This is a genomic window from Sphingomonas quercus, assembly GCF_018863195.1.
Taxonomy (GTDB): Bacteria; Pseudomonadota; Alphaproteobacteria; order Sphingomonadales; family Sphingomonadaceae; genus Solisphingomonas; species Solisphingomonas quercus.
On sequence record NZ_JAHKRT010000010.1, the window covers coordinates 1 to 13,130 of the forward strand.

General features: G+C 68.2%; 13 protein-coding genes. 1 reads left to right on the forward strand and 12 read right to left on the reverse strand.

Annotated features, from left to right (window positions below):
• Positions 1-148 precede the first annotated feature (148 nt).
• From KOF26_RS16055 to KOF26_RS16090, 8 genes are all read right to left on the reverse strand, one after another.
• The gene (locus tag KOF26_RS16055; RefSeq protein ID WP_216327484.1) at positions 149-367 is read right to left on the reverse strand and encodes a hypothetical protein; all 219 of its coding nucleotides are present in this window, start codon (positions 365-367) and stop codon (positions 149-151) included.
• Between the two features lie 98 nt (positions 368-465).
• Entirely contained in the window at positions 466-1,152 is a 687-nt protein-coding gene (locus KOF26_RS16060; RefSeq protein WP_216327486.1) for a fumarylacetoacetate hydrolase family protein, read from the reverse strand.
• Positions 1,153-1,186: 34 nt separating this feature from the next.
• Entirely contained in the window at positions 1,187-2,200 is a 1,014-nt protein-coding gene (locus KOF26_RS16065) for an inorganic phosphate transporter (protein WP_216327489.1), read from the reverse strand.
• Between the two features lie 7 nt (positions 2,201-2,207).
• On the reverse strand, positions 2,208-3,308 hold the full coding sequence (locus tag KOF26_RS16070; protein WP_253201529.1) for a DUF47 family protein: 1,101 nt from the start codon (positions 3,306-3,308) through the stop codon (positions 2,208-2,210).
• A gap of 126 nt (positions 3,309-3,434) precedes the next feature.
• Entirely contained in the window at positions 3,435-3,704 is a 270-nt protein-coding gene (locus KOF26_RS16075; RefSeq protein ID WP_216327492.1) for a hypothetical protein, read from the reverse strand.
• Between the two features lie 88 nt (positions 3,705-3,792).
• Complete coding sequence (locus KOF26_RS16080; protein WP_216327495.1) at positions 3,793-4,680, reverse strand: NAD(P)H-hydrate dehydratase; 888 nt, start codon at positions 4,678-4,680, stop codon at positions 3,793-3,795.
• Positions 4,677-5,450, reverse strand: a complete 774-nt coding sequence (locus tag KOF26_RS16085) for a histidine phosphatase family protein (RefSeq protein WP_216327774.1) — start codon at positions 5,448-5,450, stop codon at positions 4,677-4,679. Before KOF26_RS16085 ends, KOF26_RS16080 begins: the two co-directional genes overlap by 4 nt.
• 2 nt (positions 5,451-5,452) lie before the next feature.
• Entirely contained in the window at positions 5,453-6,361 is a 909-nt protein-coding gene (locus tag KOF26_RS16090; RefSeq protein WP_216327498.1) for an iron-containing redox enzyme family protein, read from the reverse strand.
• 275 nt (positions 6,362-6,636) lie between these two features.
• Here KOF26_RS16090 and mazG point away from each other — a divergent pair, with 275 nt between their 5' ends.
• Positions 6,637-7,392 carry a nucleoside triphosphate pyrophosphohydrolase gene (gene mazG, locus KOF26_RS16095; RefSeq protein WP_363182280.1) on the forward strand — a complete coding sequence of 252 codons (756 nt, stop codon included), beginning with the start codon at positions 6,637-6,639 and terminating at the stop codon, positions 7,390-7,392.
• Positions 7,393-7,525: 133 nt separating this feature from the next.
• Here mazG and hflX read toward each other — a convergent pair whose 3' ends face one another.
• From hflX to KOF26_RS16115, 4 genes are all read right to left on the reverse strand, one after another.
• The gene (hflX, locus tag KOF26_RS16100) at positions 7,526-8,830 is read right to left on the reverse strand and encodes a GTPase HflX (protein WP_216327504.1); all 1,305 of its coding nucleotides are present in this window, start codon (positions 8,828-8,830) and stop codon (positions 7,526-7,528) included.
• Complete coding sequence (gene hfq, locus KOF26_RS16105) at positions 8,827-9,345, reverse strand: RNA chaperone Hfq (RefSeq protein ID WP_216327506.1); 519 nt, start codon at positions 9,343-9,345, stop codon at positions 8,827-8,829. Before hfq ends, hflX begins: the two co-directional genes overlap by 4 nt.
• 78 nt (positions 9,346-9,423) lie before the next feature.
• Entirely contained in the window at positions 9,424-10,812 is a 1,389-nt protein-coding gene (gene ntrX / locus KOF26_RS16110) for a nitrogen assimilation response regulator NtrX (RefSeq protein ID WP_216327508.1), read from the reverse strand.
• A 1-nt stretch (position 10,813) separates the two neighbouring features.
• Positions 10,814-13,081 carry a sensor histidine kinase gene (locus KOF26_RS16115; protein WP_253201530.1) on the reverse strand — a complete coding sequence of 756 codons (2,268 nt, stop codon included), beginning with the start codon at positions 13,079-13,081 and terminating at the stop codon, positions 10,814-10,816.
• Positions 13,082-13,130 lie beyond the last annotated feature (49 nt).

Genomic DNA, 13,130 nt, shown 5'->3' on the forward strand with positions numbered 1-13,130 from the left:
ACTACGACCCCGCCAAATACCCGACCTACCTCGACCAGCTCGGCATCAAATACCCCAATCTCGGCACCACCGCCGGCGATTGACCCACGACAACACACGCAGAACCACGCGGGTCGGACGGCGGGGGGGGGGCTGGGCCCCCTCCCCGTTACCGCGCCTGAGAGGCGTTGGTCGGTTCGCCGCTGGTATTGTCCTGAACCATCGCCGGATCCATGCCGCTGTTGAGCTGGCCGGCCTGATTGAAGTCGTCGCTACCTTCCGCGCCGGCCTGAACCTGGGCGTTGTTCGCCGCACCGCTGTTGCTGCCGCTGCATCCACACAATGTTATCGCTGCCGCGCCGATGCCTATGAAAACCAGTTTCGACATGCTGCTCTCCCTCGTTCCGACGATCTCTACGTCGAGAACCGTCCGGCGCGCCGAGGGTTGCCGTCGCTGCGTGCGGATATCCGCGGCACCGGGTTTCGTCAGCCCGCGATGGTCAGGCGCAGGTCGCCAACCGCATCGACATGGCCGGTGACCACGTCCCCCGGCACCAGCGCGCCGACGCCCTCCGGCGTGCCGGTGTAGATGAGGTCGCCCGGTTGCAATTCCATATAGGTCGACAGGAAGCTGATCACTTCCGCGACGCTCCAGATCAGCTTGGCGAGGTCGCTGTGCTGGCGGCGCTCGCCATTCACCTCCAGCCAGATCGCGCCGCGCGTCGGATCGACGCGATCCGCCGGCACCAGCGCGCTGCACGGCGCCGACCGATCGAAGCCCTTGCCCATGTCCCACGGCCGCCCCAGGTCGCGCGCCTGGATCTGGACGTCGCGCCGGGTCAGGTCGAGGCCGACGGCGTAGCCGAAGACATGGCCGAGCGCCTGCTCGACCGGAATGTCGCGCCCGCCGTGGCCGATCGCGACGACCAGCTCGATCTCGTGATGAAGGTTCGCGGTCCGCGGCGGATAGGGAATGGTGGCGCCGTCGGCGACGATGGCGTCGGCCGGCTTCATGAAGAAGAACGGCGGCTCGCGATCCGGGTCGAAGCCCATCTCGCGCGCATGGTCGGCGTAGTTCCGCCCCACGCAATAGATGCGGCGCACCGGGAACACGGCGTCGTCGCCGACGATCGACAGCGACGGCTGCGGCGGAGCGGGGATCGCGTAGGTCATCGGCACCTCATCCCTTGGCTGTGGTCGACACGCCCTAGAATAACCGCGTCAGCAGGTAGAACAGCGCGCCGACCGCCGCCGAAGCCGGAATGGTGATCACCCATGCGACCATGACATTGCCCGCCACCCCCCAGCGCACCGCGCTGGCGCGCCGCGCCACGCCGGCGCCGATCACGCAGCCGGTGATGGTGTGGGTGGTCGAGACGGGAATACCGAGCAGGGATGCGGTGAACACCATGATCGTGCCGCCGGCGGACGCGCTGAAGCCCTGATGCTGCGACAATTTGGTGATGCGCGAGCCCATCGTCTCGATGATCTTCCAGCCGCCGGTCAGCGTACCGAGCCCCATCGCCACATAGCAGCTGATCGCCACCCAGTGCGGCACCGCGAACTCGCCGTGCAGATAGCCGGTGGAGAAGAGCAGCACGGTGATGATGCCCATCGTCTTCTGCGCGTCGTTGAGGCCGTGGCTGATCGAATAGGTGCCCGAAGAAAGCAGGTGGAGGAAGCGGAAGGAGCGTTCCGCGGTGCGATTGGAGGCGCGAGCGAACAGCCAGCTCGAGATCAGCATGATCAGCATCGACAGGATCATGCCGAGCACCGGCGACAACACGATCGCAACCAGCGTCTTGTTAAGCCCGCTCCACTGGATGCCGCTGACGCCGGCATGGGCGACGCCGGCACCGATGATGCCGCCGACCAGCGCGTGGCTCGAGGATGAGGGGATGCCCTTCAGCCAGGTCACCACGTTCCAGAACATCGCGCCGACCAGCGCCCCGAATACCACGCCGGGCGTCACCAGATTCTTGTCGATCAGCCCCTGCCCCACCGTCGAGGCGACCGCGTGGAGGCTCGGAAAGGCGATGGTCAGGAAATAGGCGGCGAAGTTGAACACGCCGGCAAACAGCACCGCCTGCACCGGCTTGAGCAGCCGCGTGGACACGACGGTGGCGATGGAGTTGGCGGCGTCGTGCAGGCCGTTGAGGAAGTCGAACGCCAGCGCGACGACGATCAGGCCGACGAGCAGCGGAAGGGCGATCTGGTGCATCGGGTGATCAGGCGTTGTCGATCACGATGCCGTCGATCTCGTTGGCGACATCTTCGAACGCGTCGACGATCCGCTCGAGATGCTTGTAGATTTCCCGCGCGACGAGAAAGCGCAGCGTCTCCGTCTGGCCGAGCTCGACGAAAGCGCGCTTGACGCCGGCGGCGTGGAGATCGTCGGCATGGCCCTCCATGCGCACCAGTCGCTCGGTCAACTCGTGCAATCGCGTGGCGTTGCGGCCGACATCGCGGAGCAACGGAATCGCCTCGGCGGTGAGGCGGGCGGCATCGACGATGATCGCCGCCATGTCCTTCATCTCCTGCTCGAACACCCGCACTTCGTAGAGATCGATGGCGCGGGCGGTGGCCTGCATCTCGTCGATGGCGTCGTCCATCGAGCCGATCAGCGCGGTGATGGCGCTCCGATCAAACGGGGTGAGGAAGGTCTCGCGCACCGTCTTCAAGACCGCGCGGGTGATCTCGTCGGCGTCATGCTCGCGCTCGGTCACCTCGCGGATATGATCCGATGCCGCCGCCCCGCCCTGGATCAGCCGGGTCAGCGCATCGGCCGCGGCGGTGATCGTGCGCGAATGCGCATCGAACAGCTCGAAGAAATTGCCAGCCTTGGGAAGGAGGCGCTGGAACCAGGCGAACATGGGACTGATCCTCGATCGGGTGACGGCCGCGAAGCCGGTGCGGAGCGCGGCGGCCTTGAATTCGGTGGGGCCGAAGGAGCTGATGAGATCGCTGAGGTCGGCTTCCTCGACCATCCTGGCGGCCTCGGCCAGGGCCACCCAGCGGCGCTTGCGCTGTCCCTGCTCCTTCCAGGAGGGAAGCTCGCGGTGGACGGCGAGCGGGAAGACGTCGACGTCGATCATCAGCGACGCGCCATTCTTGCGGCGCTTGCGGTAGCGATAGGAGCCGAGCGGCGTCGGGCAGACCAGCCCCTGCACGCCGGCCTCCTCCTCCGCCTCCACGGCGGCGGCGTTATGCGCGGCAAGGCCCGGCAACGGATTGCCCTTCGGGATCACCCAGCGGCCGCTCTCGCGGGAAGTTATCAGCAGGACTTGGATGGGAGAGTCGCTGATCGCGCCCTCGAACCTGTACGGCAATGCCGCGATCTGCCGAATCTGACGATCCCATCCTGCGAGCCAATGACCGGAACGCGCTAGCCCAGCGAAGGGGGTTTTTCCAGTGTTACTCCGCGCCGCGCCCGGCACGCGACGTTGTGGCGCCGATCAATCCTCGTCCTCGCTCATCTCGCGGGCGGCGGCGTCCATGAAATCGCGCGCGGCTTCGCGATCATCCTCATCCTCGAAGGCGTCGTCGAGATCAGGCGCGACATCGAGCATATACATCAGGCACCACAGGGCGAAGCGCCGCCCGCTGTCCTTCTCCAGGCCGAACTGGAGACGCAGCGCCTCGACGCCGGTCACGATCCGTTCCGGCGGGAGCGTGGTGAAATCATCGGTTCCGAAGAAGCGCACGAGAAGCTGATCAAAGTCCATGCCCGCCACCCTAGCCGCCACGCGCGGCGCGGCCAAGCGTTCCCGCCGACCATCGACATCAGCGACAACTCCGCCGCGCCAGGCCTGCTCAGGGCGCCGACCTTGCCTCTTCGATGAGCGCCGGGACTTCGGCGGGCAACTCGCGAGCGAGGAAGCCGATCTCGCCGGAGAGCGCGCCGCGGCGCCGGCCGGCCTCGCCGTGCAGCCACACCGCCCAGGCGGCGGCGTCCTCGGGAGCCGTTCCGCGTGCGAGCAGGCCGCCCACTATGCCGGCGAGCACATCGCCCGACCCCGCCGTCGCCAGCCCCGGCCCGCCACCGGGAAAACGCAGTGGCTCCGCGCCCGGCGCGCAAACCCAGGTCTGCGCCTGTTTGAGGATCACCACCGCGCCGAAGCGATCGGCGGCCTCCCGGACGATCCCGCGCGGATCGGCCTTCACCTCATCCTCGTCGCGGTCCATCAGCCCGGCCATCTCGCCTGCGTGCGGCGTCATCACCCTTTTGCATGGGTGTCGACGCAGCGCCGCGGCGCAATCGCGCGCGCCCGCGATCGCCGCGGCATCGATGACCATCGCGCCGATCTCCTCGTCCGATGCCAGCAGCCGGCCGAGGATCGCCGCGGCGGCGGAGCCCCTGCCCATGCCCGGCCCGAGCACGATGCAATCACAACGGCCGATCAGCGGCACCAGCCGGTCGCCCGCTTCCTCGGCCAGCTCGCCCTCTTCGTTGGCGGGCAGGCCGAACACCGCCGCCTCCGGCATCGCCACGCCGAGCGCGATCGTCGCGGCCGCAACCGTGGCGAGCTGAATCTTGCCCGCCCCGGCGCGCAGCGCGGCCTCGCCGGTCAGCGCGATCGCGCCCGGCACGATTGACGACCCGCCGGCGATGAGCACCCGGCCGCGCGCATTCTTGTCGGTGTCGGTCGCGACGGGCGGCAGCGGATGCGCGGCCAGCCAGTCGCGGTCGATCGGGATCATCCGCGCGCCGCCACGATCGGATCGGGCGCCCGCGTCACCTCTGCCACCGGATCCTCCACGATCGGTGCCACCTCGTTATAACGGACCAGCACCAGCCCGCCGTCCTTGCCGGCGGCCGGATCGAAGCGATATTCGGTGACCGAGCAATTTGCGACGTCCGCTGCCCGGTCGATCGCGAGGATTTCTTCCTCGCCAAGATTCTCGATGATGTAGCGCAGGCACAGCACCACCACCTGATGGCCGACGATCATCACCCGCCGCCCGCCATAATGGAGCGACACGGTGTCGAGCAGGCTGCGCAGACGGAAGATCACGTCGCACCAGCTCTCGCCTCCCGGCGGCCGGTGATAGAATTTTCCGAGCAGCCGCCGGAACTCGGCCTGCTGCGGCTCGTGCGCGGCGATGCCGGCGGTGGTGAGCCCGTCGAGGATGCCGAATTCCTTTTCCCGCAGCCGCTCGTCCGAGCAGATCCGCTCGTCCGGCTCGGCGCCGCCGGCGTCGCGGAAGCGACGGGCGGTGTCCCGCGCCCGCAGATAAGGGCTCGCCAGGATCACGTCGGGCCGGCCATTGCCCGCCCCGCCTGCGAACCAGCGGCCAAGGGCGTCGGCCTGCTGCTCGCCGAGCCGCGACAGCGGCACGTCGACGTCGCGCACCGCGATCGGGATGCGTTCCAGCCCGGCGGCATGCGCCTCGTCGCGGGCGACGTTGCCGGCGCTCTGGCCATGGCGGACCAGCCAGAGACGCGCCGGCCAGCGGCTCGCACCCGACATGCTCACCTCTCGCCGTGATCGTTCCAAAGCGCCTCCCGATAGCGGGCGAAACATCGCGCGCCGCACGCCAGCCGGATCAACGCGCCTTCGGCCATTGCGGTCGCACGCGCCGGATCTTCTTCCACTGCCGGGCGGATCGCCTCGCGGTTCCAGTCGGCGCTGTGCTTCACGTCAAGGACTGCGTGGAGCGTGAAATAGCGCGCTTCCTTCGGCGTCAAGCCGACCCGCTTCAGGCCTTCGGCGACTTGCTCGGCGCGTCCCGGCGCGGTCAGCTCGATGACGCCGAGGGCGCCCACCGAATGCCAGGCATAGCGGCGGCTGGTGGCCATCGCCGTCATGGCATTGGCGAGGCACAGGCTCTCCCATACCGTGTTCTCGATCACCGGTTCGACGGCGAGCGTCTCGACAAGCGCGTCGAGCATCGGCCCGTGCATGCCCTTGGCGGTGCCGTGGCCCATCTCGTCCCAATAATTGCGGGCGAGCTCAAGCTTGGGGCGGACCGGCAACTTGACCTGCGTCATCGCGACGAGGTCGTCGAAGCCAGCTTCGCCGGCCGCCTCCTGTTCGAAGAACCAGCGCAGCTCGTCGCGGCTCGCCTCCTGCGCCAGCCATGGAAACAGCGCATCGCCCTGGCCGGGGCCGGTGGCGCTGAGATCTTCGAACCAGGCGATGAAGCCGTCCGCGTCGGTTGGCGCCTGAGCGGCCTGGGCGGCGACCTCGGCGCGCAGCTCCTCGAGAAACGCGCCTTCCAGCCGCAACATCTTCACGTCTCGCTCGAGACGCTTTTGCCAATCGTCGGAAGGAAAGCCCGGCGCCAGCCGCTCGCGATTCCAATGGGCAAGGCCGCGCTGAAAGCTGTCGGTGAGAAACTGGGAGGTCCGTTCGGGGCGTCGGTTGACCGAAGCCAGCATGATCATCTCCTGATGAGGAGCTCGCAAAACGACCCACCCACCCCCGGCGTTCCCGATTTAACCTTGATCAACAATTTGATAATGTTCGATTATCGCGGGAACGATCGCGGGCGCTCTGCATTGCGGGGCGCGATCCGAAGTCTGGGCCGTCCCGGCACTTGCCGAAATCCTCGCCCGCAATCCCGCCTATCCGCCAGCCGGTCGCAAGCGGCTTCCCCTATTCTGCGATTCCGCCATCGGCTATGGCCGCGGCGACCAGCGAGGAGCGAGGAACAGTGAGCGAAACGCCTGCCGCCGCGATCACGCGGCTGGCCGCGATCATGGCGCGGCTGCGCGATCCGGCAACCGGCTGCCCATGGGACGTCGCGCAGGATTTCGCGACCATTGCGCCCTATACGATCGAGGAGGCCTATGAGGTCGCCGATGCCATCGAGCGGCACGACATGGCGGCGTTGCGCGACGAGCTTGGCGATCTCGCCCTGCAGGTCGTCTTCCACGCCCGCATGGCGGAGGAGGCCGGCCATTTCGCGTTGACGCAAGTTCTGGACGGCATCGCCGACAAGATGGAACGCCGCCACCCCCATGTCTTCGGCGATGGCACCGGCGGGCATGAAAGCTGGGAGGCGATCAAGGCCGAGGAGCGCGCCGGCAGCGGCGTCGAAGGCGCGCTCGGCGGCGTCGCCCTGTCGCTACCCGCCCTGCTCCGCGCCGAGAAATTGCAGAAGCGCGCCGCCCGCACCGGCTTCGACTGGCCCGACGCGAATGGCCCGCGCGCCAAGATCGCCGAAGAACTGGCCGAGATAGAGGCGGCGACGGACGGTGCCGCCCGCGCCGAGGAGATGGGCGACCTGCTTTTCTCTGTGGTGAACTGGGCCCGCCACCTCGGCATCGACCCGGAGGCCGCGCTGCGCGCCGCCAACGGCAAGTTCGAACGGCGCTTCGCCGCGATGGAACGGGCGGCCGGCGGCGCGTTCGCAGAGCTGACGCTGGCGGAGAAGGAACGGCTGTGGGAGCGGGCAAAGAAACTCTGAGCCCGCTGCCGGGATTATCTTCGCCCTGAACCTGGTTCAGGGTTGATCCGGCCCCGAACTCTGCAGCCAGTGGCCGGCGGGAATGCGGAGACAGGCCTGTCCTGACCGAGTCGAACGCGTGGGCAAAACCGGCCTATTCCCGCGCCTCGAACCGGGCCCAGTCCCGCGGCGGCATGCGCACGTCGAGATGCAGCACGCCCTCGGCCTCGCTCTGGCCGATCACCTCGCCATGACGGTGAAGCCAGGCCAGCGCCGCGCCGTCCGTCACCGCGACCTCGACTTGCCGCCGCTCGGAGCCGCTGGTCAGCCGGTCGGACATGCGGCGCTGCAACGCCTCCAGCCCGTCGCCGGTCAACGCCGAGACGGCGACGACATCGTCCCGCCGTGCGGCCTCGCCGAGCACCGCCTCGAGGCCGTCCGCGTCGAGCGCGTCGATCTTGTTCCACACCTCGAGCACGGGGACGTCCGTGCCCTCCCCCTCGCCGATCGCGCCGATCTCGGTGAGGACGTGGACGACGTCGGCGGCCTGAGCGTCGCTGTCGGGATGGGCGATGTCGCGGACATGGACGATGAGGTCCGCGGCCGTCACCTCTTCCAGCGTGGCGCGGAAGGCGGCGACGAGCTGGGTCGGCAAGTCCGAGACGAAGCCGACCGTGTCCGACAGGATCGCCTTGTCGAGCCCCGGCAAGGCGATCTGCCGCATGGTCGGGTCGAGGGTCGCGAACAGCAGGTCCTCGGCCATCACCGCGGCCCCGGTCATGCGGTTAAACAGGGTCGACTTGCCGGCATTGGTATAGCCGACGAGAGCGATGGTCGGCCATGGCGCCTTGTGCCGGCGATGGCGGTGCAGCCCGCGCGTGCGGCTGACCTGCTCCAGCTCGCGGCGCAGCTTGGCCATGCGATCACGGATCATGCGGCGGTCGGCCTCGATCTGCGTCTCGCCGGGGCCTCCGAGGAAGCCGAAGCCGCCGCGCTGCCGCTCAAGGTGGGTCCAGCTACGCACCAGCCGGCCCTGCTGGTAATCGAGATGGGCAAGCTCGACCTGCAGGCGACCCTCGGCCGTCGCCGCGCGCTCGCCGAAAATCTCCAGGATCAGGCCGGTACGGTCGATGACCTTGGCCGACAGCGCCTTTTCGAGATTGCGCTGCTGGATCGGCGTCACCGCCGCATCGATGATGACCAGCTCCGCCTCGGCCATTCGCGCGGCAGTGGCCAGTGCCTCGACCTGACCGGAGCCGAGCAGGGTCGCAGGCTTCGGCTGGCGCACGCGATAGGCGATGCGCTCCACCACTTCCACGCCGATCGCCTCGGCCAGCCCCGCGGCCTCGTCGAGCCGGGCGCTGGCGGAGCGCCGATCATTGTCGCCGCGATCGGGCAGTGCGACGATGGCCTTTGCGCCCCGGGCAAAGCCCTCGTCTTCTCGCTGGAAACCGCTCAATCGCCCTCCGCCTCGTCATCAACCTCGGCGAGGTTGACGGGGTTGGCCGGCTGCACCGTCGAGATGGCGTGCTTGTAGACGAGCTGGCTCTGGCCGTCGCGACGCAGCAGCAGGCAGAACAGGTCGAACGCGGCGATTTCGCCTTGCAGCATCACGCCATTGACCAGAAACATCGTCACCGGCTCGCGCGCGCGGCGCACCGCCCCCAGGAATATCTCCTGCAACAAGGTCGCCTTGCGCTCCTCGGAGAAGCTCTTCTCGATCGCGGTCAGGTCCAGCGAATGGGCCGGCATCACCGTCGAGATGGCGTGCTTGTAGATGAGCTGGCTCTGGCCGTCGCGGCGGAGCAGCACGGAGAAATTGTCGAACCAGGTGATGATCCCCTGCAGCTTCACGCCCTTGACGAGGAACATCGTCACTGGAATCTTGGATTTGCGCAGGGTATTCAGGAACATATCCTGAAGATTGTTGACCTTGTCGGCCATATTGCCGGTCTCCGGTTCTTGGCGGGACATGGCCCGCTGGCTTGCGCCTTGTCGACGTCGCGCGTCTTCTAGCTTGAGCCGGGGCGGGCGTCCACCGCCCCGGCCGCGTCACTCGCCCTCGTCGCGCGCCTCGACAAGGCCAAGCGTCTTGAGCTTGCGGTGGAGCGCCGAGCGTTCCATCCCAATAAACGTCGCCGTGCGGGAGATGTTGCCGGAGAAGCGCCGGATCTGCACGCGCAGATATTCGCGCTCGAACGTCTCGCGCGCCTCGCGCAGCGGCGTGCCCATGATCGATCGGCTCGCCTCGCCGCCGGGCGCGAGCCGCGCCTGATCGGACAGCACCTCCGGCGGCAGCATGTCGGCGTCGATCGTCGCCAGCCGGTCACCCGGCGCCATGATGATCGTACGCTCGACGATGTTGCGCAGCTGGCGGACATTGCCCGGCCAGTCATAGGCCTGGAGCGCGGCAATCGCCTCATTGGCGATGGCCGGCGTCGGCACGCGGCGCTCGGCGGCATAGCGGGTGGCGAAATGCATGGTCAGCGGCGGGATGTCCTCGCGGCGCTCGGACAGCGGCGGCAGATGCACGGGCACCACGTTCAGCCGGTAATAAAGGTCCTCGCGGAAACGGCCGGCGGCGATCTCGTCCGCCAGATTGCGCGAGGAGGCGGAGACGACGCGCACGTCGACCTTGACCATCCGCTGACCGCCGACGCGCGTGAAGCTCTGGTCGGTCAGCACTCGCAAGATCTTCGCCTGGGCGGTGAGCGGCATGTCCGCGATCTCGTCCAGGAACAGGGTGCCGCCATGCGCCTGTTCGAGCAGGCCGGCGCGCGTCATGCCGGCGGCGTCCTCAAGGCCGAACAGCTCCTCCTCCACCCGCTCCGGCGTCATCCGCGCAGCAGAGACGACGACGAACGGCGCTGCGGCGCGCGGGCTCCAATTGTGCAGCAGGCGCGCGGCCACTTCCTTGCCGACGCCGGCGGGCCCCGAGATCAGCACGCGGCTGCCGGTCGGCGCCACCCGTTTCAGCGTGGCGCGGATGCCGTTGATCGCCGCCGACTGGCCGGTCAGCTCGTCCTCCTGGCCGATCTGCGCCTTGAGATGGGCGTTTTCGCGCCGCAGCCGCTCCGTCTCGGTGGCGCGCGCGACGAGGAGGAGCAGGCGCTCGGCCTCGAACGGCTTCTCGATGAAATCGGCCGCGCCCCGGCGAACGGCGGCGACGGCGGTGTCGATATTGCCATGGCCGGAGATGACCAGCACCGGCAATGACGGGTCGCGGCGCTTGATCTCGTCCAGCAGGTCCAGCCCGTCGAGCCGGGAGCCCTGCAGCCATACGTCGAGCAGCACGAGGCTCGGCCGCCGCTCTGTGATGGCGTTCAGCGCCTCGTCGCTATTGGCCGCGGTGCGCGGCGCGTAGCCCTCGTCCTCGAGCACGCCGGCCACCAGCTCGCGGATGTCCTTCTCATCGTCGACGATCAATACGTCCAGTGCCATCTCAGCCCGCCTTTATGCGTGTCAGTTCGGGAAGCCGCCCTTCCCCGTCGGTGACGCCGGCCGCGCTTCCGGCGAGCGGCGCGAGCTTCCCCGGGTCGAGCGTGATGCGCACGATCGCGCCCCCGCCCGGCCTGTCGGAAAAGCTCATAATTCCATAATGTTCTTCAACGATCTTCTTGACGATCGCGAGGCCGAGGCCAGTGCCCCTGGCGCGCGTCGTCATATAGGGCTCGGTCAGCCGCTCGCGCTCGGGCGGCAGCCCGACGCCATTGTCGCTGATCGTGATCGTCAGCCGATCCTGCTCCTCGGCCAGGGCCAGCGTGATCAGGCCGGCCGGCGCTTCGCCGCTTGCGGCAGGCGGCTTGGCGTCGATCGCCTCGACCGCGTTCTTGACGAGGTTGATGATCGCCTGCCCGATCTGCCGCCGGTCGCAGACGAGCAGTGGCGCGGGCTCCGGAGCGTCGAGCACGAAGCGGATATTGGGATGCGCGACCTCGTGCAGGAACAGCGAGTGGCGGGCGATGTCGACGATCGGTTCAGGCGCGAACTCCGGCTTCGGCATGCGCGCGAAGGACGAGAATTCATCGACCATCCGCCGGAGGTCGCCGACCTGGCGCACGATCGTCTCGGTCAGCCGCTCGAACGTCGCCGGATCGCTCTGCACCTCCTTGCCGTAGCGGCGCTGCAACCGTTCGGCGGCGAGTTGGATCGGGGTTAGCGGGTTCTTGATTTCATGGGCGATGCGCCGGGCCACGTCGGCCCAGGCGGCGCGGCGCTGGTCGGCGAGCTGATCGGTGATGTCGTCGAAGGTGATGACGTTGCCGTCGTCGGAGCGGACCAGCTTCACCGCCAGCGTGCGCGGCTCTCCGGCCGACGAGAATTGCACCACGGCCTCGCGATCCGGCCCGGCGAACAGCTGGTCGAGTTCCGGCGCCACCTCGCTGAGCGCCGCGCCGATCGGAACGTCCGTCTTGAGCAGTGCCGCCGCCGAGCTGTTGATGAGGCGGATGCGCCCCTCGCCATTTACGGAGATCACCCCCGCCGTCACCCCGGACAGCACCGCCTCGATGAACGCGCGGCGGCTGTCGAGCTGGGCATTGGCGGTGACCAGGGCGCTGGTCTGTTCCTCCAGCCGGCGGGTCATGCGGTTGAAGGCGAAGCCCAATATGCCGACCTCGTCCTGCACGCGCGGCCGATCGACCCGCACCGACAGATCGCCCGCCGTCACCCGCCGCGCCGCATCGACCAGCTCGCCCACCGGCCGTACCAGCCGGTCGGCGACCATCAGCGCGATGACGATCGCCGCCCCGACGATCAGCAGCGACACCACCAGCAGCGCCGCGTTGAATTGCAGCTGCAGCGTCCGCGATCGCACCAGCAGGCTATTATAATCGCCCAGCGCCGCCTGGGTGCGCCGCACCTGGGCAAGCACGTTCCCGTCGACGAAGCGCGACGCGTAGAGATAAGTGTGGGTGCGCGGGTTGAGAGCGATCACCGCCTCGGCACGATCGCCGGAATTGGCACTGACCCAGATCTGCCCGGCGTCCAGGGGCCCCAGCGCCTCGGCAGGCAGGCGGTTTTCCAGCGCGCGGGTGTCGGCCAGCGCCACGAGCGGCGCGCGCCGTACCCCGTCGGTGCCGACCTCGATCAGGGCGATCTCCGACAGGTTGCGCGTGCGCCCCTGCACGGCGACGAAGCCGGAGATGCGCGGATCGTTGATCGGCGCCCGATTGAGCGCATAGCGGAAATCCTCGGCCATCGGGATCATCTCCCGCTGCAGCCGTTCCTCATTCTCGGTGACATAGGCGCGTGCCACCCGGTCGGAATTCTCCAGCACCTTGCGCGCTGAGTCGGAGAACCAGAATTCGACGCCATACTGAAAGAGCAGCGAGGCGAAGATCACCACCAGCAGGGTCGGCACCGCTGCGATCGCCGAGAAGATGGCGACGAGGCGGACATGCAGCCGGCCATTTCCCGCCCCCGGCCGCCGGGCCGAGCGCTGGCGGGCGACACGCCGCGCGAACAGCACCATCAAGGCCATCGCCGGCACCAGATTGGCGACCAGCAGCAGCGCCACGATCGGCGGCGTCAGCAGGCGGGAGGGATATTGGCCGCCGGTGACGATGAAATAGCTGGCGGTGAAAATGCAGATCGCGGCGAGCAGCGTGCCGCCTTCGATGGCCGTCACCAGTCCGCGCTGCCTGGCCAGCACGAACCTGCGCCACCAGCGGGGGCTATGAGCTGTCACATTCGCCCGATCGGCCTTCATCGTGGCTGTGATATCACGATGCCGTTGCATCTAAAACACAGTTTGATGC

What these genes read in the sequence shown, in the direction of transcription:
- KOF26_RS16055 (WP_216327484.1), bottom strand. Translation starts at nt 367, where the DNA reads ATGTCGAAACTGGTTTTCATAGGCATCGGCGCGGCAGCGATAACATTG.
- KOF26_RS16060 (WP_216327486.1), bottom strand. Translation starts at nt 1,152, where the DNA reads ATGACCTACGCGATCCCCGCTCCGCCGCAGCCGTCGCTGTCGATCGTC.
- KOF26_RS16065 (WP_216327489.1), bottom strand. Translation starts at nt 2,200, where the DNA reads ATGCACCAGATCGCCCTTCCGCTGCTCGTCGGCCTGATCGTCGTCGCG.
- KOF26_RS16075 (WP_216327492.1), bottom strand. Translation starts at nt 3,704, where the DNA reads ATGGACTTTGATCAGCTTCTCGTGCGCTTCTTCGGAACCGATGATTTC.
- KOF26_RS16080 (WP_216327495.1), bottom strand. Translation starts at nt 4,680, where the DNA reads ATGATCCCGATCGACCGCGACTGGCTGGCCGCGCATCCGCTGCCGCCC.
- KOF26_RS16085 (WP_216327774.1), bottom strand. Translation starts at nt 5,450, where the DNA reads ATGTCGGGTGCGAGCCGCTGGCCGGCGCGTCTCTGGCTGGTCCGCCAT.
- KOF26_RS16090 (WP_216327498.1), bottom strand. Translation starts at nt 6,361, where the DNA reads ATGCTGGCTTCGGTCAACCGACGCCCCGAACGGACCTCCCAGTTTCTC.
- hfq (WP_216327506.1), bottom strand. Translation starts at nt 9,345, where the DNA reads ATGTCCCGCCAAGAACCGGAGACCGGCAATATGGCCGACAAGGTCAAC.
- ntrX (WP_216327508.1), bottom strand. Translation starts at nt 10,812, where the DNA reads ATGGCACTGGACGTATTGATCGTCGACGATGAGAAGGACATCCGCGAG.
- KOF26_RS16115 (WP_253201530.1), bottom strand. Translation starts at nt 13,081, where the DNA reads ATGAAGGCCGATCGGGCGAATGTGACAGCTCATAGCCCCCGCTGGTGG.